The following is a 23,934-nucleotide window of genomic DNA, read 5'->3' on the forward strand; positions in this document are numbered from 1 at the left end:
GTCTCCGAAAAGTGGCGGCGGCCGGAGACGGCCTCCGGCCGCCAATCAGGTCACTCGGCCTCGTCGCTGCGGCCCGTGCGATCGTTCTCGGCTTCGGCCCGCGTTTCGGTCTTGATCCGGTAGACGCGCTCTTCCTTGCCGTTCTTGTCGCTGATCAGCTCGTAGCCCTTCTTCTTCAGAGCTCCGGCAAAGAAGCCTCGCACCGAGTGCTGCTGCCAGCTCGTCGCCTCCATCACCTCCTTGATGGTTACGCCCTGCGGGCGCAAAAGTAGCGCGACGACTTGGTCGACCCGGCTCTGCTCTCGCTTCTTCTGCGGGGCGAGGACTGCGGAGCGGGTGTCGTTGGCAGATGCTCCTTCGGAATCGGCGGTCTCTGTGTTCGTTTGGGCGGACTCATCGTCGGGGGTCGCTGCCGGCTCGTCGGCAGACTCGACCTCGGCCTCCGTGCGGCATTCGATTTCGACTTTGGCCTCGGTGTCGGCCCCAGAATCAGCGTTGATGTCTACGCCTGCATCGTTGTCCGCTTGCGGCGGCAACCGGCCAACCGCCTCGTAGCCGGCCTCGGTGAGGGCATGGCCCGCACCATCGGCGACGATGAGGCCGTTGAGCAGCAGGCCGCGCATCACCCCCGCGCGTGCTCCACCGCCGAGATTCTTGGGGAAGTTTTCGACGCGTCCGTCGGTCTCGACAGCGAGGTCGAGGACGGCACGCTGGCTCGGGGTCAATTCGATCTGGGTCATGGTGTGTGCTCCTTAGTAGTGTGGTGGGTGTGCAGTTCCCGCGCGCGGTTGCGGCCGACCCAATCCCCTGCGGGGTCGAGTCCGCGCCGGATCAGTTCGGTGCGAGCGAGCTGATTGAGGTCGAGCATTCCGCTGGTAGCTGCGACCAACACGGCCGAGTGGATGGCCTTGAGGAACCAGAAGTCGTGCTCGGGGATGGCGCACCCGGCCGAGGCCGGGTGCGCGCTGGTGTCATTCGGCGAGGACATCGCCAATGGCCTGTCGCATGTCGATCTCACCGCTCGTCAGTCCCAGCAGGACTTCATCGGGAAACATCTGGAGGATGTAGGCGGCCCTGCGTTCGAGCTCCCGCTGGGCGATGTCAGTCCAGTCGCTGAGGGCGGTCAACTGCGCCAATCCTTTGCGGTTGCCCCTCCTCATTCCCCGCAAGTAGTCTTTGAGGTGTTCGACTTCGTCGTGCATCGTTGGCCTCCGTGGCTGTCGTTGGTGTGGGGACATGAACGCTTCCTTCCGCACCGAAGCCAAGCGAATAGCGCAACTAAGAACAAGCGTTCTTCAACGCGTACAGCTGTCAGACACCTTCTCGTACAGCTTCCGGTCGAACGCTGTCCGATACTTAAATAGGACTAGAGAACGCTCGTTCTTCTCGCGGTCAGTGCTTGGCTTCGGTGCGGAAGGAAGCGTTCATGTCGTCGCCGCAACGGAGCGGCGCAACGAAGGAACGAAATGAACATTCAACTGCCGCACTCGCATCTATTCCGGACCACGCAGCAGCTTCAGGAGGCCTGCCTGGAAAAGATCGGGGCGATGGTCTTCGGTACCGGGCCGTCGCTGGACGAGGACGAGCTGGCAGCGGCCAAGGCTTTCGCCAATACGACTTTGAAAGTGCTGGCGATGATCTTCGAGGGGCAAGGCATCCACTTTGGCCTTCGCGCCAATCTCGACGATATGATCCAGTCGATTAACGATTGCGCGGACTAGCGTCCTGCGAGAGTGCAGACCCCAGCGCCCGCCGGGCGCTGGGGTGTACCCTCTTCTGGCGATACGAAACCGAAACGGACGAGTCATTTTGTTCGTGCGTGGCCGACACGCGAACTGGGACGGAGAGCGCTTTGCTTCTCCTTGAAAGGAAGCGTTCATGCCGTTGCCGCGCTTGGCGGTGAACGCAAGGGCAAGGGAATGGAAGACGTAGAGCGAGTGTTCTTTACACTGGATTCGCTGCCCGGTCGCATTCGATGGTTGGTAGAACAAGCGCCGACGGACCTGGAGCCGGTGTGGCCGTATGGTGGTTGCGGGGTTGAGGCATGCACTGCACTGGCACACTTTCTTAAACCCTGTACGCGCCTCGGCCGTGCGCGACGCATCGAACGCGTCGAGTTTGGCTCGCGCGTGGCCGCTGCCGACAATGAACTTCGGGACTGGGAGCGGCGGGTAAGAAGCGGGTTCAATCCAATCAAACGTCGACCCAAGCGACGCAACGAGGTCATCGCCAGCGCGCTCTCGAACGTGGCTCGCCAGATCGATGATTACCTACAGTGCCGGCCGGCGCTGACGCCACGCCAGTGGGTTGAACAGGCGCTCACGATGGTTGGCCGATTGGACGTATGGCGGCCCGGAGATTCCGACTATCAACACGGAATCAGCCTTGCGCTTAGCGGTTTGGAGCAAGCACTAGACCAGTTTCCGGAATAGTCGCCGACGGCGAATACGAAGCTGTCCGTGGCCTATCTGCAGGTACAAATTCGCCTTAATGCTATTGGCTTCTGCGGAGAAGGAAGCGTTCATCACGACACCGCACCGACGCGGCCAACGAGGATGAATAGGTGGACAAGATCTGGATTGCACATGCGCAGCTTCGTAGTCTTGGTGACTGCCTCGAACGGATACTGCTTTCGGGTACTCCGTTACCCGACGATGAGGGCAACGACGATCGCTTTCCCCTCACCAAGTGCAACGCGCTTGCCGAGGACCTCGCCAAACGGACTACCTTCCTTCGGACTGAACGACTCGACCCGGCAGAGATGGTGCAATGGGTGGACTACTGTCGGGATGAGCTGGCTCCGCTGGAGTGCCGGATAGATCAAGCGAAGGGTTGGTCCGGGAAGCGCTTGGTGCCCAGCGAGATCAACGAGTACGAAATGACGCTACGCTGGTTGCTCAACGGCATAGTTCGGTACTTCGACGGCTTGGAGCCGGAGTTCTCGGCGCTGCCCGCGCATCAACTCAATCGGGTAGTGCGCGAGGTCCGATTGATGCAGGTCTGGGATGTCATCCATGATGATTACCAGCCAAAGTTGAGGCTGGCCCTGCGTCACTTGGAAAGTGCGATCTCGGGCGCGGTCTGTGCCCCGCGAAACTGATCTTGCCAGAATCACCGGAATTCGCTTGTCTTCTACTCGGAATGAAGCGTTCATGTCGTCGCCGCAACAACGCGGCGCGATAAGGAATGCGACGATGAGCGAGCACCGGGACTTTCGCAGTACGGCAAAGCAGTTGGAGCGATTCGAGGTCTTCCTGCATGAGCTGCTGCGCTGGGACGACACCCTGCAACTGGAGCTGGACGACCAATTGGCGGCGCGAACAATCGCGTCCAGCTGCTGGGCGGTCGTGAGGATGCTGTGCGAGCAAGCGCGTATCGAATTGCCGAGCGAGCCCGATTGGTTCGCAATTTTGGACGAGGTCAACACGGCGGCGGTGGTCCCCTAACGCGGAGCGCGCAAACCCCAGCGCCCCTCGGGCGCTGGGGTTTGCGCGCTTCGTCTCCACTGCAAACCCCAGCGCCCCTCGGGCGCTGGGGTTTGCGCGCTTCGTCTCCACTAACTTCCGCGCCGGGGCTGGCGATGACCGGAATCGACTGCTTCTATCGTGGGAATTTCCATTCGCGCCTACGGCCGCTATCGGGGCGTGTCGGATACCGCCGTGCGCAAGGCCATTGCCGCCGGCCGGATCACCGCCGAGGTGGATGGCACCATCAATCCCGTGCGCGCCGACGCCGAGTGGGCCGCCAGCACCCGCGCGCCGGACCCGCCCCTGGCAGCGCCAGCGAGACCGGCGCGGGCGCGCGCGGCCTCCGGCGTCGACGTAGACGATTTGGCCGGCGTAGCGCCGGTCACGGCCAAGGGCGGCGGCAATACCTACGCACAGGCCCGCACCGCCAACGAGGTGCTCAAGGCCCAGCACCACAAGCTGCGCATCGCCCAGCTCAAGGGCGAGTTGATCGACCGGTCGCAGGCAATGGCGCAGGTGTTCGCCTTGGCACGGGCCGAGCGCGACGCTTGGCTGAACTGGCCGGCGCGAATCAGCTCGATGCTCGCGGCCGAACTGGGCGTTGACCCGCACACGATGCACGTCGCGCTGGAGCGCGAGGTGCGGCAGCACCTGACCGAACTCGCGGATTTCAACGCTCGACTGGATTGATCCTTGTACGACGGCTTCGACCACGTTGAGAAGGCGTGGCGCGATGGCCTGACACCCGATCCGTTCCTCGACGTCTCCGATTGGGCTGACCGGGACCGGGTGCTGTCGAGCACCTCATCGTCAGAACCGGGCCGCTGGCGCACCGCGCGTACGCCGTATCTGCGCGACATCATGAACGACCTGTCGCCGGCCTCGGCGACGGAACGCGTCGTCTTGATGAAGGGCGCGCAGGTCGGCGGCACCGAGTGCGGCAACAACTGGATCGGTTACGTCATCGCCTGCGCACCAGGGCCGATGATGGCCGTGGCGCCCACGGTCGAGATGGCCAAGCGCAACTCGAAACAGCGCATCGACCCGTTGATCGAGGAGTCGCCGTCGCTGCGCGAACGCATTGCGCCCTCGCGCGCGCGGGACGCCGGCAATACGATCCTTGCCAAGGAGTTCCGCGGCGGGGTCCTGGTCCTGACCGGCGCGAACAGCGCGGTCGGCCTGCGCTCCATGCCGGTGCGCTACCTGTTTCTGGATGAAGTGGACGGCTATCCGCGCGACGTGGAGGGTGAAGGCGATGCGGTGGCTCTGGCCGAGGCCCGCACCCGCACCTTCACCCGCCGCAAGATCCTGTTGGTCTCGACGCCGACGATTGCCGGCGCCAGCACCATCGAACGCGAGTACCTGGCCTCCGACCAGCGGCGGTACTTCGTTCCGTGCCCGCACTGCGCCCATGAGCAATGGCTGCGGTTCGAGCAACTGCGCTGGACCTGGGGCGACCCGCGTTCGGTACGCTACATCTGCGAGTCCTGCGAGCAGCCGATCGGGGAGCATCACAAGACTGCGATGCTGGCGGCCGGCCGCTGGATCGCGACGGCGCCGAAGAACAAAGGCAAGACGGCGGGTTACCACCTGTCGTCGCTGTATTCGCCGGTGGGCTGGCGCAGCTGGGCCGATATCGCCGCGGCGTGGGAGTCGGCGCAGGGATCGGCGACCGCGCTGAAGGCGTTCAAGAACACCGAACTGGGCGAGACCTGGGAAGAGGAAGGCGAGGCGCCCGATTGGGAGCGCCTACTGGAGCGCCGGGAGGACTACCGGATCGGCAGCGTGCCGGCCGGTGGCTTACTCCTGACCGGCGGCGCCGACATCCAGAAAGACCGGATCGAGGTGTCCGTCTGGGCTTTTGGCCGGGGGCGCGAGACTTGGCTGATCGAGCACCGGGTGCTGATGGGCGATACCGCCCGCGCCGCGGTCTGGAATGAGCTGGCCGGAATTTTGTCGGAGCACTGGACCCACGCCAGCGGTGTGCAGCTGCCGTTGACCCGGTTGGGCCTGGACACCGGCTTCGCGACGCAGGAGGCCTACGCCTTCGCGCGTGGTGTCGGCGATCCAAGGCTGTTGCCGATGAAGGGCGTTAGCAGCGGCGCGGCGTTGATCGGCACGCCCACTGCCGTCGACGTCAGCGTGCCCGGCAAGCGGTTGCGCCGGGGTTTGAAGCTGTTCGCCGTCGCGGGCGGCATCGCCAAACTGGAGTTTTACAACGCCCTGCGCCTGTCGATCGAGATCGGTCCGGACGGACAACCGGCGTTTCCCGCCGGCTACGTCCACTTGCCGAAGATCGACGGGGAGTTCCTCCAGCAGCTCACCGCGGAGCACCTAATCAGCCGTCGGGACCGCCACGGCTATCCCGTTCGGACTTGGGAGAAGCGACGGGATCGAAACGAGGCTTTGGACTGCTACGTCATGGCACGTGCCGCGGCGATGCAGGCCGGCGTCGATCGCTTCGAGGAACGTCACTGGCGCGAGTTGGAACGGACTTTGGACATCAGACCCAACGGACCGCCGCCAACGCTGTCTCCGTCGTTGCCCCATTCCACACAGGCCGCCCCACCGGGTGGCCTTTCTGCTTCCGCACCCGCGCGCAGAGAGCGGCGGGTGATTTCGAGCCGTTTCATGCAATGAGCGATCTTCCCTACACCCACGAACAGTTGCAGGCGTTGCGGTCCGCGCTCGCGCGCGGCGAACGCCGCGTCAGCTTCGGTGACCGCCTGGTCGAGTACCGCAGCGTCGATGAACTGCTGGCCGCGATCCGCGAGATCGAAGCCGCGCTCGCCGGCACCGAAGGGCAGCCACGTCGCGTGCGTCGTTTGCGGGTGACCACGAACAAAGGATTCTGATGAGTTGGTGGTCCCGTCTCCGAACGACGATGTTCGGAGGCTCGCCCGTGCACGAAGCATCGGGCTACGGCCGCCGCTCGACCGCATGGCAACCCGGTAACCCAGGTGCCGTCGCCGCGTTGCTGGCGACCGGCGACGCCTTGCGCGTTCGGTCGCGCGACCTGGTCCGCCGCAACGCCTGGGCCAATGCCGCGATCGAGGCGTTCGTCGCGAACGCGGTCGGCACCGGGATCAAGCCGCAGTCCCTCCTGGCTGATCAGACCCAGCGCGAAGCGTTGCAAGCCCTGTGGCGGGATTGGTGCGACGAGGCCGATGCCGCCGGCTTGACGGATCTGTACGGTTTGCAGGCCCTGGCCTGCCGCGCGCTGCTGGAGGGCGGCGAGTGCCTGGTCCGGCTGCGCCCGCGCCGCCCTGAGGACGGCCTGTCGGTGCCCTTGCAGTTGCAGTTGCTCGAACCTGAGCACCTGCCGATGTCGCTCAACCGGGAGGAACCGAACGGCAACCTGATCCGCGCCGGCATCGAGTTCGACCGGCTCGGTCGACGAGTGGCGTACCACCTGTATTTGTCGCACCCGCGGGACGGGGCGATGGCGCCGATGTCGCGGCACGGCGGGATGGAAACGTTCCGGGTGCCGGCGTCGGAGATCCTGCATATCTTCCGGCCGCTGCGGCCGGGCCAGATCCGCGGCGAGCCCTGGTTGGCACGCGCGCTGGTCAAGCTCAATGAGCTGGACCAGTACGACGACGCCGAGCTGGTTCGTAAGAAGACCGCGGCGATGTTCGCCGGCTTCATCACCCGCGACGGTCCGGAAGACCCCTTGCCCGGCGACGGGCCGCCAGACGAATCGGGCAATGCGCCCCTTGGCCTGGAACCGGGCACGTTGCAGATTCTGGAGGCAGGGGAGAACGTCACCTTTTCGCAGCCGGCGGATGTGGGGTCGAGCTACGACCCCTTCCTACGCGCCCAGTTCCGCGCCGTCGCCGCCGCGATCGGCATTACTTACGAGCAACTCACCGGCGACCTGTCGGGAGTGAACTACTCGTCGATCCGGGCCGGCCTACTCGAATTTCGGCGCCGTTGCGAGATGGTCCAGCACGCGGTGCTGGTCTATCAGCTGTGCCGGCCTGTCTGGAACGCGTTCGTCGATGCGGCGGTGTTGTCTGGGGCGATCGAACTGCCTGGCTACCGCCGCCGCAAGCGCCAGTACCGAGCCTGCAAATGGGTGCCGCAGGGCTGGAGCTGGGTCGATCCGGAGAAGGAGTTCAACGCGATGATCCTGGCGATCCGCGCCGGACTGCTGTCGCGCTCCGAGGCGATTGCCAGCTCCGGTTACGACGCCGAGGCCATCGACCGCGAGATCGCCGCCGACGCCGAACGGGCCGACGCGCTCGGCCTGGTCTTCGACACCGATCCCCGTGTCGTCGCCCGCAACGGCGTCAGGCACGCCCCACCGCCGGCCGACACGCCGGCCGAATCGAAACCAACGCCATGACTGGACTGCCCCACCTGGCGGCGCGCGTGTTCAACACGCCGCTGCTCATTCAACGCGCCAAATTGGAGGTCATCCTGGGCGTGCTGGCGCCCAAGTTCGAGCTGCAAACGCTGCCGCCGCCGCAGATGGCGCCGCCCGGTCCGGCGTCCCCACCTTCCTTGCCGACCCAGAACGGCATCTTCGTCTTGCCGGTCCACGGCACGCTGGTGCAGCGAACTGCTGGCTTGGACGCGCTGTCCGGGCTGACCAGCTATCAGTCGATTGGCCGCCGTCTCGATGCGGCGCTGTCCGACGACTCGGTGCGCGGCATCGTCCTCGACATCGACAGCCCGGGCGGCGAAGCCGCGGGCGTCTTCGACCTTGCCGACCAGATCCACGCAGCACGAACGCGAAAGCCGATCTGGGCGGTGGCCAACGATGCTGCGTTCTCGGCCGCCTACGCGATCGCGAGTGCGGCCGATCGCGTGTTCCTGACGCGTACCGCCGGTGTCGGTTCGATCGGCGTGATCGCCTTGCACGTTGATCAGTCGCAATCGGATACGAACGCGGGATTGAAGTTCACTCCCATCCACGCGGGTGCGCGCAAGAACGACGGAACGCCGCATGGCCCGCTGACCGATGAAGCCCGCAATTCGATCCAGACCGAGGTCAACCGCCTCCACGAACTGTTCGTCCTGACCGTCGCCGACCAACGCGGTCTCAGCGCGGAGGCCGTACGCAAGACCGAGGCCGCGCTGTACTTCGGCCGGGACGCCATCAACGTCGGCCTGGCCGATCGCCTCGGCACGCTGAGCGATGCCGTGCAGCAGATGCACACCGAACTCGACGCCACAACGCGTCCCTTCCCCTTGGAGACCCCCACGATGTCCACCCCCGAAACGACGGCGCCGGCCGTCGTTGATCTTGACGCTGCGCGCGTGCAAGCCCGCAACGATGCCCTGGCGATTGCCGAGCTGTGCGAACTGGCGGGCCAGCCGCAGATGACCGCGGCGCTGCTGGCCGAAGGCGTGACGCCTGCTGTCGCCCGTCAGCGTTTGCTCGCTGCCAAGGCCGACTCCGCTGAAATCACCAGCCGCCTGTCGCCGAACGCGCCGACGTCGACCACCGCTGCGTCGCTCGACGACAACCCGCTGATCCAAGCCGTCAAGGCGCGCGCTGCGCTCGCGCGGAAGGAGCGCTGAGATGCGACTGACCACCTACCCGCCGGTCCACGAGGGTCAGAACTTGGGCGATCTGCTCAAGTTCGAGGCCGACAACCTGTACTCGCGCGACCAAGTCACCGTCGCCGCCGATCAAGTGCTGAAGCTCGGTCACGTCGTCGGGCGCCTGACCGCGACCGGCGAGATTGCCGCGCTCGATCCGACGGCAACGGACGGGCGAGAGATCGCCGCCGGTGTCGCCATCGTGCCGATCACCACCACCACCACCGACCCGAGTCCGGATGGCTTGATCGTTGCCCGGCACGCGACGGTCGCCGATCACGCCCTGGTCTGGCCGATCCGAACCACCCCTGAACAACGCGCCGCCGCCACTGCGCAGCTGCGCGCCATCGGCGTCCTCGTGCGCCGCGGAGTCTGATCCATGTCGATGAACAACCCGTTCCACAACCCCGCCTTCTCGATGAGCGCGCTGACCACCGCAATCAACATCCTGCCCAATCAATACGGCCGTTTGGACGAACTGAACCTGTTCCCGATCAAGCCGGTGCGTACACGGCAGGTCACGGTCGAGGAGCGCAATGGTGTGCTGTCGCTGCTGCCCACGCAGCCGATCGGATCGCCGGGTACGGTGGGTAAACGTGGAAAGCGCTCGCTCCGTGCATTTAATGTGCCCCATATCCCACATGATGACGTCGTTCTGCCAGAGGAAGTGGTCGGTGTGCGGTCCTTCAGCACTGAGTCCGAGCTGGAAACGGTCGCTGGCGTCATGGCTGATCATCTGCAGGCCATGCGTAACAAACATGCCATTACGTTGGAACATTTACGCATGGGCGCCCTTAAAGGCGTGATTCTTGACGCCGATGGCAGCGAACTGGCGAATCTATTCAGTATCTTCGGCATTGCGCCCAAGATCTTTGATTTCCAGTTGTCTAACAAAGATACCGACGTACGTCAGAAGTGCATTGATCTCAAGCGCTATATGAGTAAAGCGCTCAAGGGCGAGCGCATGAGCGGCATTCATGTTCTAGTCTCACCAGAATTCTTCGATGCGCTATCGGGGCACGATAAGGTCAAGGAGGCCTATCATTTGTGGCAAGAAGGCGCGGCTCTTCGTGATGATATGAGGTCGGATTTCCGTTTTGCCGGAGTTCGATTCGAAGAGTACACCGGTGAAGCCAGCGATGCGGAAGGGAATTCGCGGCGATTTATCTCCGAGGGCGAGGGCCATGCGTTCCCTTTGGGTACTTTAGACACATTTGCAACCTACGTTTCGCCCGCAGATTTCAACGAGAGCGTCAATACGCTCGGCCAGCTTCTTTACAGTAAGCAGGCCCCACGAAAGTTCGACCGCGGCACGGACCTGCATACCCAGTCCAATCCGCTGCCGATGTGCCATCGCCCGGCGCTGCTTCCCAAGCTGAAGGCGTAAGCCCGTGAACGCGTTCTCCACGATGGACGACGTAGTCTTCGACACGCTCGCCGTCGTCGCGCAGGTTCAGCGCCGTCCTAACCCCTCGGAACGAACCCTCCTTGTCGTGCGCGACGGCGTCGAGCGTTTGGGCGAGTTCCAGCAGGTGGTCGGCCGCGCCCGTCACGTCATCGCCCGCAATCGCGAGTGGACGTTCCGACGCGGCGACGAGGTCACCCTCGACGGGCGAACCCAGCCCGTCGAGGCGCTGGTGAAGGACGACGGCCTGGTGAACGAGGCCGTCTTGCATGGCTAGTCCCGGCCCCAGTTGGGCATTGCTGCAACGTGTTGCCGACCGGTTGACCGAAATCCGAACCGACCGCGACTACCGAACCAACATCGGCTCGGCGGTCGCGCTGGAGCCAGCCCAACATGCGGACGAATCGGTGGCGGGGCTGACCCTGGCGTCGCTGGGCATCCAGCGGGATAGCAACAAGCCGCACGGTCGTCACCGCCTCCTGCAAGCCCTCGCCGAGGCCTCGATCCCAGCTTCGCTGATCGATGCACACGCCCAATGTCATGCGATCGCGGCGGACATTGAAGACGCCTTGGAGGATTGGATTCCGCTGCCGAACGCCCTGCCGGTGCAGGTCGAGGACATCGTGTTCCTCGATCGGCCGGAAGGGCTGCCGGTGGTCGCCGTCCAGGTCGCTCTGACGATTCGCTACCGCCGCTGATGGACCTATCGATCGATGCGGACGGTGTGCTCGACGCCGCCAAGCGGATCAGCGGCATCCCGGCCAAGGTCACCCTGGCCCAACGGCGTGCCTTCGGCACGCTGCGCCGTCGTTGGCCGGTGATCGCCCGTCGCGATATCCAGATCGAGTACGCCCTATCGGCCCAGCGCATCCGGGCCGGTCTCAGCGTAAGGACGACTGCCGCAGGCATTGAGCTGGTCGGCGTTGCCCGCGGCGTCGGCCTGCGGAACTTCGCCTCCAAACGCAGCGCCGATGACCGCGGTCTGGACTACACCGCGGTCCGCGGCCGGCGCAGCTTCAAGCGTTCTGGCTTCCATCGCCGCCACGGCGGCGCCGAGATCGCCTTCGAACGCACCCCGATCTTGGGCCCGAAGCGCGTGCCGCGCACTCCGATCCGTCGCCTGTACGGGCCGTCGCTGGCCCAGATGCTGCGCAAAGGCGACCGGCCCGAGCGCACGGGCCAAGCCGGCTTGGACGTGATCACCGCCGAGATCGACCGGCTGCTGCTGCGCTCGCTGCGGCGCTGAACCGGCGGCCGTCCGGCCGCCCCGACACCCCTATATAGGAGCAACGCGACCGATGGCCGCGCAGGACCTGTTTTCCTTTCAGGGCAAGGTCTACCTTGCCCAACGCCACACCAACGGCAAGCCCGGCCCGCTGCGGTGGGTCGGCAACGCCCCCCAGTTGCAGCTCGCGCTGGAGGTCCAGAACTCGGACAAGACCGAGTCCTTCAGCGGCAACCGAATGCTGTACGGCCGCCTCGTCCAAAGCAAGACCGCCAACGTCAACCTGACCCTGGACGAGGCCACCCCGGAAAACCTTGCCGAGGGCCTGTACTCCATTCCTGCGACCTTGCCGGCGGGCGCGATTAGCAACGAGCTACTGCCCCCCGGCCTGAAGGCCAACGACGTGATCGCGCTCGACCGCGGCTGGATCAGCGAGCTGTCGTTGACCGACAGCGCCACGCCCCCGGTCACGGTTCCACCGGCGAACTGGTGGACCGAGTCGGCGTCTTCAGGGCTGATCGGCCTGCGTAAGGTCGAGGGCCACACGCAGCCGTTCAAGGCGACCTATCATCACGGCGAGACGGTCAATATCGCCCTGTTCAACACCCCGCCGCCGGAGCGGATGCTGTTCCTGGATGGCATCAACACGGTCAATGGCCGCCGGGCGAAGGTGACTCTCTACCGCGTCGCATTCAATCCCATCGAGCAGCTCGACTTGATCTCCGAGGAGTGGGGCAGCCTGCAATTGTCGGGCGCAGCCCTGTTCGATGAGACCCGCGCGCTCGACCCGGTACTGGGCGGGTTCGGTCGGATCGAAATGGTGCGGGCGTAATGGCGTGCAAGATCAAACGTCCCGAAATGCCGCCGGCCGACGACTTGACCGTGCTCCAGCCCAACCGGATGCTGCCGCTCGGCGAGCGCACCGTGACTGTTCGCGAGCTGGGGTTCTACGAGAGCCTGCGGCTGCATAGCGAGATTGCCGCGCTCGTTGCCGACCTGGTCGAGCAAACCGACGACGGCAACATCGATCTGGGTTGTCTGCATCGGGTCTGCGCCCAGCATCCGGACGCCACCATCGCGTTGCTGGCACAGATCAGTGATCAACCCGTCGAGTTCGTGCATTCGCTCAACGCCGCGCAAGGCGACTTGCTACTGTTGACGTTCTGGGCGGTCAACGCCGATTTTTTTCTGCAGCGCGTGATCGCGGCGCTGGAACTGCGACGCGCGGCGCCGGAAGCGACTGGCCCAGCGTCCTCGCCACCCTGATCGATCACGGCCATGACTGGCCGTGGATCGAGCGCGCCACTGCGAGACAGCTGTCCCTGTTCTATCGCGCCGCCACCGAGCGGGAGCGAAGCGCGCGTGCCGACCGCATCGAAGACACCAATGCCGGCTTTAACGGCGGGCGCGATGTGGCCCGCTTTCTGAAACACCTTCGAGAGACCCCATGAAACTAATCGATAACTGGCGCTGCGCCTGGCGCTTCCTGAGCGTGCAGGCGATGTCGCTGGCGTTGGCCGTCCAGGCGACCTGGCTTTCGTTGCCCGATGACCTGCGTGCACATGTGCCGCTGTGGGTGACGGCCAGCGTGACCGCCTTCCTTCTCATCACCGGCCTGATCGGTCGCCTGTTCCAGCAACGAGGTCCCGATGGCGCACCTCTCGGTTGAAGCGGCCGGCGGCATCAATGTCGTCGCGTTCCTCGACATGATCGCCCACGCCGAAGGCGTCGAGCGCTTCAGCGAGCATGGAGGCTATGACGTGGTGGTCGGCGGCGGCCGCTTCACCAGCTACGCCAAGCATCCGCGCAAGCTGGTGTGGCTGCCGAAGTACCGCATCCATTCGACCGCTGCCGGCCGCTACCAGTTTCTGTGGCGGACCTGGAACAACCTGCAAAACAGCTTAAAGCTTCCCGACTTTGGCCCTTCATCGCAGGATCGAGCGGCGATCGAACTGCTGCGCGAGACCGGTGCGCTCGCCGACATCAAGAAGGGCTGGATCAGCTCGGCGGTGCGCAAGTCGCGCAAGATCTGGGCCTCGTTGCCCGAGGCAGGCTATGGGCAGCGTGAGGTGCCGCTGGAGAGTTTGCTCGCCGTGTACCAAAAGGCGGGAGGCCAGATCGCATGATCGCACTGAAAGTTTGGGCAACCACCCTGCTGACCGCAATCGCCGCAGTACTAGCGGCGTTCGGCTTGGGGCGTTGGAAGGGCGCGCAGCGTGCGAGCGTAACCGCCAGCGAGCGCATTGCCGACAGCGAACGACGGGTACGCATTGCTGAACGCGAGCGTACCGACTACGAAACCCGCACTGAGGTAGACACCGATGTCCTGCAACTTCCGACCGGCGTTTTGGCGCCGGTGGCGGACGCTGTGCCTGATTCCGCTGCTGACCGCTTGTACGACGAATGGTCCCGTGACGGAAGCGACGACGGGCTGCGCTTGGACGCGTCCGATTCGGGTGTCCCGACAGGATCAGCTGACGGATCTGACCGCACGCCAGATCTTGTCCCATAACGAGACGGGCCGGAGGCTGTGCGGTTGGGGTTCAAACCCAGCGACGGCCGATGCACCGCACTGATTCATGGCGAATCGCGACACCACGATCACGCTGCTGATCAAGGCCAACGCCGCACAACTCGAACAGGCACTGGAGCAAGCGGGCGTGCGCGCCCGCTCATTTGGCAACGACGCCGAGAACACGGGGCGGCGCGCGGGTAAGAGCTTCGACCAAACCCGTCACAACCTAGCGGCCATCGGTCGCCAGCTCGATCAAGCCAGAACGCAGCTTCTGGCGTTTGTCGGTCTGCAGAGCGCGGGAGACGCTATCGGCGGCTTGGTCCGCGCGGCCGATGGATACGCCAATCTCTCGGCCAAGATCAAGCTCGCGACGACCTCGCAGGCCGCGTTCAATCTGGCCGAAGACGCGGTCTTCGCGATCTCCCAGCGCACCTCGACCGCGCTGGACTCCACCGCCACGCTGTTCGGTCGGCTCAGCAGTTCGCTGAAGGACCAAGGTGGCTCGCAGCGTGAAGTCCTCGGGCTGACCGAGACAATCAACAAAGCACTGGCCGTCTCGGGCGCCACTGCGGCCGAAACTTCGTCGGTCATCGTCCAGCTGAGCCAGGCCTTCGCCGCCGGCCGGCTCAGTGGCGACGAATTCAACTCGATCAACGATGCTGGCCCGCGCCTGATGAAGGCGCTGGCGGACAGCATGGGCGTGACGGTCGGCGAACTGAAAGCGCTGGCCGAAGCCGGCAAGCTCACCAGTCAGCAGCTTCGGCTGGCATTCTCCGGCGAACAGGCGAAGAAGATCGCCGCCGAGTTCTCGCAACTGCCGATGACGATCGAGCGCAGTTTGGTCCAGCTCGACAACGCCTTCACCCGCTTCATTGGCCAACAGGACCGGGCCGGCGGTGTCTCGGTCGCGCTAGCTGGATCGCTCCAAGGCTTGTCGCAAAACTTCGACACGCTGGCGGCCGTGGTCGGCGTGGTGGTCGTGGCCGGCTTGGGCCGGCTGATCGCGACGCTGGCTACGGCCGGCGCAGCGAAAGTCGCTGCCCTGCGCAAGACGCAGCAACTGGCGCAGGAAGAACTGGCGCAGGCGAGGGCGGCAGAAGCGGCAGCACAAGCCGAGCTGGCGCGCGCCCGCGCGCTGAGCCAAGCCGGCGCGGGTGCAACGCGTGTGGCCAGTGCTGAAGCCGGTTTGGCCGCCACCCAAACCCGGACGGCAGCGGCGACGCAGGCGGCGACGGCGGCCGTAGGCGCCAAAGCATTAGCAATTCGCGGTCTGACTTCGGCGCTGACCTTGATGGGCGGCCCGCTCGGCTTGGCAATCACCGGCGCCACTCTGCTCGCGAGTGCCTTTGCCACCGCCAGTGCGAACGCCAGCGCGGCCAAGGTTGAGTTCGAAAGCACGATCAAGGCTGCGCAGCGCTTTCGCGATCAGCAAGACCTCGACACCGGGGTGGACCTGGGCAAGCGCCTGATCGATCAGCGGCAGCAATTGCAGAAGGAACTAGAAAGCCTCCAAGTACTAAAACAACCTGTCGGCCCGTTCTATGGTGGTATCCACGACAGCCCGGGTCAAAGCGGCATGCAGTGGCTGTGGGGCGGTGACGTCGACGCCGAGATCAAGCGGGTCCAGACGCAGCTCGCCACCACCGACAAAGCGCTCGGTCAAGTTAAAGGCTCGCTGGCTGATCTGCGCAAGGCGCAGGCGACCGGCGGGCGAACCCGGGTCCAGGTCACCAAGGACGCGACGGACTTCACGAAAGCTCTAAACGACCAGAACGAGAGGCTGAAGGTCGAGCGGATCGAGCGCGAGAAGGGGCTGCGCGCCGCGTTGGAGTATCAAGCGGTCAAAGCCACCGGTGTCAAGGACACGACGCAGCTGACGGAGGCGATGCGTAAGGCGATCGACCTTCAGGTACACGAGCGCGATGCGGCCAAGGCTGCGACCGATGCCGGCCGTGCGCAGACGAAGGCGGCGCGTGAGGTAGAGCGACAGCGCAAGGCGGACGAGCGCAAGCTGGCCGCTGACAAGAAGAAACAGGATCGGGCCGACGCGACCGAGAAGAAGGACGATGATGCTCTGGATCGCACGGTCCAAGAGGTGGACATCGCGCTGATGCGCGACCGCGGTGACGGCGTGGCGGCGCGCAGGAAAGAGCTGGATCTGGAGTACAAGCAAGCCCTCGCTGATCTTCAGGCGAAGAGCCGCACCGCCGATGCGCTCAAGGTCCAGTTGCGCATCGACACCGACATCGCCAAGGCCGAACTCGACGAACTTCAAGGTCAGGTGGATCGTGTATTCGGGGAGCAATCCCGGCAGGAGCAGTCCATCCAGGCCCGTCAGCAAGCCGGCCTTCTGACCGAGATCGGCGCGCGTCGGGAGTTGATCGACCTGCATGCCCGAACCGCGGCCGAGGTGGAACAGCTCCTCCCGAAGATGGATCAGTTGGCGGCCAAGGCGGGGGCACCAGAATCGATTGAACGAGTCAAGGACCTGACCACGCAGGTCGCTGCGCTCAAAGTCCAATCGAACGAACTGGTCGTCACCCTGACCAATGGCTTCGAGTCGGGCCTCAGCACCGCGCTCGAAGGCTTGGCGACCGGTGCGATAACGCTGCGCCAGGCCCTGACCGGCCTAGTGCAAGACATGGCGAGGTCGTTGGCGCAGTTGGCGGCGCAGCAGCTAGCGGCGTTCGCGACTGCGAAGCTGATGTCGGTCGTCGGGAAGCTGGCGGGCGGCAAGGGCGCTCCCGATCTGGTGCAGCCCGATCCGGTGCAGGCCGCTGCAGCGGGCGCGGCCTATGCCGTGCCGATCACCGGCGCGTCAGTGGCTCTCGGCGCCGCGGGCGCCGTGGTGATGAAAGCTGCAGTCGCGATGCAGACCGCCGCGACCACGATGCTGGCGGCCAAAGCGACCAAATCGGTAGCGGGATTTTCAAGCGGCGGCTTCACCGGCATCGGGCCGAAATACGCACCGGCCGGTGTCGTCCATCGCGGCGAGTTCGTTCATCGCCGCGAAGTGGTTCGCCAGCCCGGTGCGCGCTCTTTCTTGGAACGATTCAACCGACTGGGCATGACCGCGCTCGACGGGTTACGCGGGAACGCCACCGGCGGGTTTGTCAGTCCCGCGCCCGGTGCGCCGGCAGCAGCACGGGGTCCAATGACTGAACGACCTGGGCGCTCGACGGACAGCGAACGCAGGGGGGCGCAGATCACCAACGTGCTCTACCTCGATCCGCGTGAGATCGTGAACGTTATGAGCACACAAGCAGGTCGCCAGGTGATCCTGTCCACCATTCGCGCCAATGCCCCGACTGTTCGCCAGGATTTGAGTGTTTGACCCTGCCGCAGGGCTCCTTTCCTTTTCAGGATGACGAAGAGCCAACGCCTGACGTCGAGGCGTTCCCCGTATCTCCATAAATTAATAGAGATTGGTTCGTGCGCACTTCGCACCAATTCCGCATTCTATTTCTTGGGACGCGCGGAAAGATACGAATTCATCACGGGAACTTACCTCTCCTTTTCACATTTGAGGGGTGTGAACTTATAACGTCATGCAGAATCCTCTCATCGAGCCGTGCACCTCAGTTCCGAGGCGCACTTCTTCCTACGATAGGATCAGCACATCGTCATTCATTCCCCTATGACGCGGTGTTGGCGCGACCGCCCCCGACGGTCGCGTTTTTTTTGATTGCTCACTGAATCTCACCGACCAGACACTGTAGTTGGCGATTCTTAAATAGCACCGCTGATCGTAAGTAAAGATGCCTTTAGGCAGGGAGCATCTGGATTTCTAGCTCATAAGGTGCAATATAAGGTCGGGCGGACAAAGCAAGTGGTCTCCGTTCTTGCTTTGGCGAGGCCCGTCCAGCGGGAGTGGCTGTGGTCTGGCGGCCACTCTCGTTTTCTTCCTAATGCGGCCGGTGTACGTTTCCGGTCGCATTTTCTTTAATGCCGTCACGGCCGGTGGGTTTGTTCGGTTTTTAGCTGGCCACTCTGTGTCATGCGACACGTATTTTCATCTTCTCACGCCACTGTTAGCTTTGAGGGCATGGCGTGAGGCTCCCAAGAGGTCACCCCCACGCGACTGGAGCGTACGCCGGCCGCGTTTTTATTTGTGCGCTTCGCTTCGTTGAATACATTCAGCAAGCGCTGTTGCGCCGACTTGAAAGCACATTGGTCGCAACGATAAAACTGATCGCGAAGACGGACACTCTCGCCAGAGGCCCTCGGCGTGTCCGTCTGCGGGTGGCTAGCCCACCCTTGGCAAGCCCACCTGCCCATTACCTCGGAGCCGTGTATAGCCTTGTCGCCGCGCTAGATCGCGGCTTCTTTTTTGCGCGGCTTACAGCGCGCTCTCGGCGTGCAGCCAACTTTCCTGATGCGATCGGCTCTCTGGCCGGTCGCATTTTTCTTTGCGTGAGCAGATGACACTTCGAACCGGAATCGCGACCGATTACTTCGACTTCCTCAACCAGCTCGAATCGGCTTTATGCGGTGAAGGTCATGCATGGGGTCTTCTCTACGCTGGTGCGGGTAATGGCGTTCTGACGGGAGCGGATGGTTCGAGCGGTGGCTACCGTGGCGGGATTGCGGCGATCGCGGAAGCCTTCACGATGACTGCGCTCGATGCAGATCGGTTTCAGGTGACCGGATCGGTAGCGGGCGATTCTGGGATCGCAACGGTAGGTCAATCGTTCGAGAACGAACGCCTTCGGTTCCGGATCAACGCAGGCTCCATCGCGTTCGTTGCAGGTGACCGCTTCACCTTGAACACGTCACAGCCCTGGACGCTGCTGCGCCGCATCGGCGTGCGCAATCCCGCCTTCCGCACCGGCAGCTTCAGCAACCTGGGCAACCTCTTCGACGGTACGGTCGACACCTTCGGCTCGTGCCCGGTCGCCAATCTTCCGGCAACCGCCGGTATCGAAATGATCGGCCCAGCGAGCGTACGGGCGATCACCGTGGGTGTCGCCGACGCGGTCAATCGCGGTGTCTCGACGTTCGAGCTGCAAAGCTCGGTCGACGGTGCGACCTGGACGAAAGTGCAGGGTTGGACCAGCGTGCGCTGGGTCTCGAACCGGGCGCGCCAGACCTTCGTGGTGACGGGCAATTCGACCGCGGCCCGGCATTGGCGCGTCCTGTTCACTGCCGCGAATGGCGGCACGGTCCTGGATTGCAGCGAACTGTCGTTCCAGGCCGATCTCAATGCCGACTTCGAGCTCGAGGATCGCGCGCAGTGGATCGTCCGCGCTCCCGGTCTGGACGGCCGCAAGGCAATCTTCATCGGCGCCGAACTCTACGAAGACCCTGCGCGTGCCGCCTACAACCTCAACTGGTACGGCTTCCGCTTCCACAATCCGCTGCTGGGGGTGCGCTCGCAGGTCAACAACAGCGGACTGCGCAACCTGCCGCTGCGCAACGGCCCGTTCGGCTATTGGCTGGCGATCAACGGTCAGCGGGTGGTCATCGTGGCCAAGATCGGTACGGTCTATATGTCCGCCTACCTCGGATTCGGACTGCCGTACGAGCCGCCATCCGTGCACGAGTTCCCGATGTTGGTGGGCGCCTGCGGCAGCAACGAAGCCGGGACGCCGGACGCCACCGACGCGAACTTCCGTGTCTTCTTCGACCCGGGCCGGTACGGCCTGATGGCGTACTACCCCGACAACGTCTGGCGGGCCCACGCCAATCGACACCAGGTCAGCAACGACAACGGCGATAACGAAACGCAGGGGAAGGTCTATCCCAGCGCGATGTCGGCAGACGGCGCTCGGGCCTGGCTGCGGGAGAACCTCGATGGGTCCGCGCCACTGCTGCCTCTGATCCTGCAACACCTCAACGTTCGTCACCACTGGGGCGAGTTCGATGGCTGTGCCTGGACCACCGGGTTCAACACACCTTCGGAGTCCTTGATCGATCGCGACCGCGCGAAATGGATGGTGCTCCAGAACACCTTTCGGACTTCTCCCGACAATTACTTCGCCGTGCGGATGGACTGATGGCTTACCTCACCAGCTCCGCGAACGATCCGAACGAGTTGCTCGACAAGCTGCGGTTATTCGCTCCGACGGCAGGCTGGGCGGTCGACGGATTTCGGGATCGCACGGCCGCCTCCGGCAAGGCCCTGAGCCTGCACGCCGGCAGCTTGCATGCGACGTTTATGTCGCAAACCATCGGTGGCGATAGCAACAATCCGTCGCCGTTCTTCCTCGGCTTTGGGCATTCCGGCTACGTCGTCAACGCCAGTCCGGATGTTCAGAACGACGCCAGCCTGCCGGTCTGGACCAACTTCGTGCAGGGCCCCTACAGCGCGGTGTACTTTTTCGGCGGCAATGGCACCTCGCCCTATCTGCATGTGGCCGTGGAAACGCAGGCCGGCACCTTTAAGCATTTCGGCACCGGACGTCTGGTCACGCAGGGCATCGTGAACACCGGCCAGTATGTCTACGGCAGCCAGTGGTACTACCACAACGCGTATATCGACAGCCCCAACGCCGGCCAGCACAGCGTCGCCTTCGACGACACCTTCGCCAACTACGTTTCGCCGAGCACCCGGGTCCGAGCCGATTACGACGGCATCGCCCCACGCTGGCATGCGGTTCCGACCGACAACAACGACTCGCGGCGCCTAGTGTGCGGGTGGCGATCTGCAACCTCCCCTCTGGGGCTGCCGCAGCGGACCGGGCACAGCATGCTGACCGGGCGCGCGCCGGGCTACCCGCTTTGGTGCGCGGTCCCGAGAGGCGCCGGCCTGTTCTCCGGTATCGGTCATCCGCCGGATCTGCGCTTCATCCGCCTCGACAGCTACGCGTCTGGTGAGGAGGTATCGCTGGGCACCGACCGCTGGAAGGTATTTCCAGTGCACCGCAAGAACGGACCCGTCGGGACCCCCACCAGTGGCATCTACGGCTACGCCTACCGCATCAACGAGTAACCCCTCATGCTTTGGCACGGCCTGTGGCCCCTGACATTCAGTGGCCGGCCGGACTATGCCGAACAGCCGAAGGTCTGGGACGGGTCCCCGTCGATGGCGCTCGCCACCATGGCGGATGTCGGTGGTGTCGACTACGGCGTGCCGCCCGCCGTCGCTGATCGGCGAGCCGGCGGATGGCAGCCGATGTTTGGCGATGACTTCTACGACCGTATCCACGTTGTTCCGCAAACGCTCAACCTGGGCAACGTCAGCAGCGTCCAGCAACGAGCCATTCGGGTCTGGAATGCGTTCCGCGCCCGCGCCTTGATGCTGGTCGACGCGTCGCTGACCGGCGGCGAGGACATTGTGCTGACGGCGCCCGGCGCAACGCCGCTGTCGTTTGCGCCGCTGTCGGAACTGGTGTGGCAGGTCGCGGTCGGCACCGACGGCCCGCCGGTCATCGCGGCCACCTTGGCGTTCCAGTTCGCTGGCTTCGAGCGGATACCGGTGGTCATCACCGGCCAACGCATCGTGCCCTGGGCATTCACCCCGGACTGGTCGCGCGGCGTGCTGGAACGTCTGGCGTGGAAGACCGACATCCTGACCAGCCCGACGCAGGTCGAGCAGCGCCGGGGGCTGCGCTCCACGCCGCGGCGCTCGTTCGAGGCCACGATGATCGTGGACGGCCGCGAGCGGGTCCTGCTGGACTTGGCTGTGTTCGGCTGGGGCGGCCGGACCTGGGCCCTGCCGATCTGGCCCGATGTCCAGTGGTTGTCGGGCGACCACGCGCTTGGCGCCCGGGTAATCGAGTGCGAGCCGAGTCATCGGGATTTTCTCGTCGGCGGTCTGGTGCAGTTGCGGGGACGAACCGCCTTCGAGGTTGAAGTCGCCGAGGTCGAGAGCATTGACCCCGCGTCGATCACGCTGCGTCATCCGACGACCCGGGCCTGGCCGCGCGGCACTCGGCTCTATCCGGTGCGTACGGCCCGACTGGCCGAGCCGCCGAAGGTGACCCGCCTCAGCGATCAGACCGCGTCGGTCAGCGCCCGCTTCGACATCGTCGAAGCATGCGAGTGGCCGGCCATCAAGGATGAGCCGACCTACCGCGGCCATCCGGTCCTGGTCGACCGGCCGGACGAGTCCGAAACGCTATCGGCGGGATGGCAACGCGTCTTGCTGACCCTGGACAACGAGTTCGGGCGCCCCTTCGCCCTGGACCCAGCGGACTGGGCCGCGGTCGTGCAGAGCCATCGCTGGCGCATGCACGGCCGGGCCGAGCGCACCCACGTCCGATCCTGGCTCTACACCTTGCGTGGCCGCCAACACGCGGTCTGGCGGCCGACACACGCCGACGACCTGACCCTCGTTGCAAACGTCGCCGGCACCGCCACGGCGCTCGACGTCGCCAACGTCGGGCTGAGCCGGTTCGCCGGGCTGCGTCCGGGGCGTCGCGATCTGCGGATCGAACTGAAAGGCGGCCAAGCCTTCCATCGCCGGATCACGGCCGCGTCGGCGCTCGACGACGACATCGAGCGGTTGACGATCGACGAGGCGCTCGGGATGGACGTTCGTCCGCACGGCGTTCGCCGCATCAGCTTTCTGGTCCTCTCCCGCGGCGACAGCGACGACGCCGAAATCGAGCACCACACCGACAGCGACGGCGCCGCCGACGCTTCTCTTTTTCTTCGCGCTGTGCGCGACCCCGATAGCGACGACAGCGGCTCCGCACCGGCATGACCTTTGAGCAATTGGAACGGTCGACTGCCGCGGGCAACCCGCGGCGGCTGTACGAGTTCGTGCGTGGAGCCCGGCGCTGGCGCTACACCGGTGGCGACCGCGACTTCCTGCTCGATAGCCAGAGCTACCGGGCGGTGGCCGTTCGCGACGACGGCATCCGCCAATCCGGGCACACCGCCAGCGACGTGCTCACGATCACGGCACCCGGCGATTTCGAGGTGGCCCGCCTGTACCGCGGTTTGCCGCCGTCAACCGAAGTCGCCGTCATCGTCCGGGACGTCCACGAAGGCGACAGCGATGCACGCGTCGTCTGGATGGGCCGGGTGGCGGGTATCAATCGCCCTTCGCTGGAAAGCACCGAAGTCCGGTGCCAATCGCTCGATGCCGCGCTCGGGCAGCCGGGGTTACGCCTGGCTTGGACACGCGGCTGCCCGTACACGCTGTATGACCGCAATTGTCGCGTGAATCCAGAGATGCATCGGGTCGCTGCCGTGTTGACCAGCGTCGCCGGCAACTTGGTCACCGCCGGTGAGTTTGGCCAATACCCGGACGGCTGGTTCGCGGGCGGCTTCCTGGCTTGGGACCTCGGCGAGGCGGGTCTGGAGCGGCGCGGTATCCGATCGCAGCAAGGCGAGCGACTGACCTTGCTCGGGGCCGGTGACGGTCTACGCAGCGGCCAGGCGGTTTGGGCCTATCCCGGCTGCGGCCGGTCGATCGCGATTTGCGACACCAAGTTCAACAACGCCCCGAACTACGGCGGCGCGCCCGGATTGCCCGGCAAGTCGCCGTTCGACGGCACGCCAATCTTCTGATCTTCGAATCCACGTGGGCGGCGGCATGGCCGAAACCCCGCAGGTCAATCCGGCGGGGTTCTGCCATTCTCGTTCCCGCAAGGCATGGAAGGCGCCTCTGGGAATGACTGTCGGTGATGTGTGAATTAGCGACAGGATGGCGCTTGGGCACGGTCAGTACCGCACGAAAGCGATCAAGCATAAGAGCAGCAGGATGCGAGATGGTCAGTAATCCACAACCGATACGGAGTTGCCACCCCGCGGCCGAGCCATGGCGATCTGCCGCAACAAATTCATCAATACCTCGAGTTCCGGTGGTCCACCGGTCTGCCTG

27 protein-coding genes are annotated in these 23,934 nt (G+C 64.6%); 24 read left to right on the top strand and 3 right to left on the bottom strand.

What is annotated here, in order from left to right; all coding sequences use genetic code 11:
* Positions 1-50: 50 nt before the first annotated feature.
* The 3 genes from EX88_RS23735 to EX88_RS0111740 are packed head-to-tail and all read right to left on the bottom strand — an operon-like array spanning position 51 to position 1,202.
* A complete protein-coding gene (locus EX88_RS23735; RefSeq protein ID WP_036148671.1) occupies positions 51-740 on the bottom strand; it encodes a DUF3489 domain-containing protein in 690 nt (229 codons plus the stop codon).
* The gene (locus tag EX88_RS0111735; RefSeq protein ID WP_031372179.1) at positions 737-988 is read right to left on the bottom strand and encodes a hypothetical protein; all 252 of its coding nucleotides are present in this window, start codon (positions 986-988) and stop codon (positions 737-739) included. Before EX88_RS0111735 ends, EX88_RS23735 begins: the two co-directional genes overlap by 4 nt.
* Positions 972-1,202 (bottom strand): hypothetical protein, encoded by a 231-nt coding sequence (locus tag EX88_RS0111740; protein WP_031372180.1) that lies wholly within the window; start codon positions 1,200-1,202, stop codon positions 972-974. Before EX88_RS0111740 ends, EX88_RS0111735 begins: the two co-directional genes overlap by 17 nt.
* Positions 1,203-1,466: 264 nt before the next feature.
* Between EX88_RS0111740 and EX88_RS0111745 the strand changes: the two genes are divergently transcribed.
* The 24 genes from EX88_RS0111745 (at position 1,467) to EX88_RS0111855 (ending at position 23,621) form a co-directional block, all read left to right on the top strand.
* Positions 1,467-1,721 (top strand): hypothetical protein, encoded by a 255-nt coding sequence (locus EX88_RS0111745; RefSeq protein ID WP_031372181.1) that lies wholly within the window; start codon positions 1,467-1,469, stop codon positions 1,719-1,721.
* 141 nt (positions 1,722-1,862) lie between these two features.
* Positions 1,863-2,432, top strand: a complete 570-nt coding sequence (locus EX88_RS25965; protein ID WP_152566230.1) for a hypothetical protein — start codon at positions 1,863-1,865, stop codon at positions 2,430-2,432.
* 131 nt (positions 2,433-2,563) lie between these two features.
* Complete coding sequence (locus EX88_RS25970) at positions 2,564-3,100, top strand: hypothetical protein (RefSeq protein ID WP_152566231.1); 537 nt, start codon at positions 2,564-2,566, stop codon at positions 3,098-3,100.
* A 52-nt stretch (positions 3,101-3,152) separates the two neighbouring features.
* Positions 3,153-3,446 carry a hypothetical protein gene (locus EX88_RS0111755; protein WP_031372183.1) on the top strand — a complete coding sequence of 98 codons (294 nt, stop codon included), beginning with the start codon at positions 3,153-3,155 and terminating at the stop codon, positions 3,444-3,446.
* Positions 3,447-3,659: 213 nt separating this feature from the next.
* On the top strand, positions 3,660-4,157 hold the full coding sequence (locus EX88_RS25975) for an elements of external origin (RefSeq protein ID WP_235186247.1): 498 nt from the start codon (positions 3,660-3,662) through the stop codon (positions 4,155-4,157).
* A gap of 3 nt (positions 4,158-4,160) precedes the next feature.
* Entirely contained in the window at positions 4,161-6,107 is a 1,947-nt protein-coding gene (locus EX88_RS0111765) for a phage terminase large subunit family protein (protein WP_031372185.1), read from the top strand.
* Entirely contained in the window at positions 6,104-6,322 is a 219-nt protein-coding gene (locus EX88_RS0111770; protein WP_031372186.1) for a phage head-tail joining protein, read from the top strand. The genes EX88_RS0111765 and EX88_RS0111770 overlap by 4 nt, the downstream gene beginning before the upstream one ends.
* 47 nt (positions 6,323-6,369) lie before the next feature.
* Complete coding sequence (locus EX88_RS0111775) at positions 6,370-7,815, top strand: phage portal protein (RefSeq protein ID WP_235186248.1); 1,446 nt, start codon at positions 6,370-6,372, stop codon at positions 7,813-7,815.
* Positions 7,812-8,996, top strand: coding sequence for a S49 family peptidase (locus EX88_RS0111780; protein ID WP_031372188.1), 1,185 nt, complete (start codon positions 7,812-7,814; stop codon positions 8,994-8,996). The genes EX88_RS0111775 and EX88_RS0111780 overlap by 4 nt, the downstream gene beginning before the upstream one ends.
* Position 8,997: 1 nt before the next feature.
* Positions 8,998-9,393 (top strand): head decoration protein, encoded by a 396-nt coding sequence (locus tag EX88_RS0111785; RefSeq protein WP_031372189.1) that lies wholly within the window; start codon positions 8,998-9,000, stop codon positions 9,391-9,393.
* A gap of 3 nt (positions 9,394-9,396) precedes the next feature.
* Complete coding sequence (locus EX88_RS0111790; protein ID WP_235186249.1) at positions 9,397-10,404, top strand: major capsid protein; 1,008 nt, start codon at positions 9,397-9,399, stop codon at positions 10,402-10,404.
* A gap of 4 nt (positions 10,405-10,408) precedes the next feature.
* Entirely contained in the window at positions 10,409-10,699 is a 291-nt protein-coding gene (locus EX88_RS0111795; protein ID WP_031372191.1) for a hypothetical protein, read from the top strand.
* Complete coding sequence (locus tag EX88_RS0111800; RefSeq protein WP_152566232.1) at positions 10,692-11,120, top strand: hypothetical protein; 429 nt, start codon at positions 10,692-10,694, stop codon at positions 11,118-11,120. Before EX88_RS0111795 ends, EX88_RS0111800 begins: the two co-directional genes overlap by 8 nt.
* Positions 11,120-11,668: a hypothetical protein gene (locus EX88_RS0111805; protein ID WP_031372193.1), complete on the top strand. Its 549-nt coding sequence runs from the start codon at positions 11,120-11,122 to the stop codon at positions 11,666-11,668. Before EX88_RS0111800 ends, EX88_RS0111805 begins: the two co-directional genes overlap by 1 nt.
* 52 nt (positions 11,669-11,720) lie before the next feature.
* A complete protein-coding gene (locus EX88_RS0111810; protein WP_031372194.1) occupies positions 11,721-12,479 on the top strand; it encodes a hypothetical protein in 759 nt (252 codons plus the stop codon).
* Entirely contained in the window at positions 12,479-12,913 is a 435-nt protein-coding gene (locus EX88_RS0111815) for a DUF6631 family protein (RefSeq protein ID WP_031372195.1), read from the top strand. The genes EX88_RS0111810 and EX88_RS0111815 overlap by 1 nt, the downstream gene beginning before the upstream one ends.
* A 181-nt stretch (positions 12,914-13,094) precedes the next feature.
* Positions 13,095-13,316: a hypothetical protein gene (locus EX88_RS0111820; RefSeq protein ID WP_031372196.1), complete on the top strand. Its 222-nt coding sequence runs from the start codon at positions 13,095-13,097 to the stop codon at positions 13,314-13,316.
* Positions 13,297-13,773 carry a glycoside hydrolase family 24 protein gene (locus EX88_RS0111825; protein WP_031372197.1) on the top strand — a complete coding sequence of 159 codons (477 nt, stop codon included), beginning with the start codon at positions 13,297-13,299 and terminating at the stop codon, positions 13,771-13,773. Before EX88_RS0111820 ends, EX88_RS0111825 begins: the two co-directional genes overlap by 20 nt.
* Positions 13,770-14,159, top strand: coding sequence for a hypothetical protein (locus EX88_RS26530; RefSeq protein ID WP_051885026.1), 390 nt, complete (start codon positions 13,770-13,772; stop codon positions 14,157-14,159). The genes EX88_RS0111825 and EX88_RS26530 overlap by 4 nt, the downstream gene beginning before the upstream one ends.
* A 67-nt stretch (positions 14,160-14,226) precedes the next feature.
* Entirely contained in the window at positions 14,227-17,496 is a 3,270-nt protein-coding gene (locus EX88_RS0111835; RefSeq protein WP_031372199.1) for a tape measure protein, read from the top strand.
* A gap of 1,075 nt (positions 17,497-18,571) precedes the next feature.
* Positions 18,572-20,158 carry a hypothetical protein gene (locus tag EX88_RS0111840; RefSeq protein WP_152566233.1) on the top strand — a complete coding sequence of 529 codons (1,587 nt, stop codon included), beginning with the start codon at positions 18,572-18,574 and terminating at the stop codon, positions 20,156-20,158.
* Positions 20,158-21,093: a hypothetical protein gene (locus EX88_RS0111845; protein WP_031372201.1), complete on the top strand. Its 936-nt coding sequence runs from the start codon at positions 20,158-20,160 to the stop codon at positions 21,091-21,093. Before EX88_RS0111840 ends, EX88_RS0111845 begins: the two co-directional genes overlap by 1 nt.
* A 6-nt stretch (positions 21,094-21,099) precedes the next feature.
* The gene (locus EX88_RS0111850; protein ID WP_051885027.1) at positions 21,100-22,809 is read left to right on the top strand and encodes a hypothetical protein; all 1,710 of its coding nucleotides are present in this window, start codon (positions 21,100-21,102) and stop codon (positions 22,807-22,809) included.
* Positions 22,806-23,621, top strand: a complete 816-nt coding sequence (locus EX88_RS0111855; RefSeq protein ID WP_031372203.1) for a phage BR0599 family protein — start codon at positions 22,806-22,808, stop codon at positions 23,619-23,621. Before EX88_RS0111850 ends, EX88_RS0111855 begins: the two co-directional genes overlap by 4 nt.
* The last annotated feature ends 313 nt before the right edge of the window (positions 23,622-23,934 follow it).

It is taken from the genome of Lysobacter antibioticus (assembly GCF_000731095.1).
GTDB lineage: Bacteria > Pseudomonadota > Gammaproteobacteria > Xanthomonadales > Xanthomonadaceae > Lysobacter > Lysobacter antibioticus_B.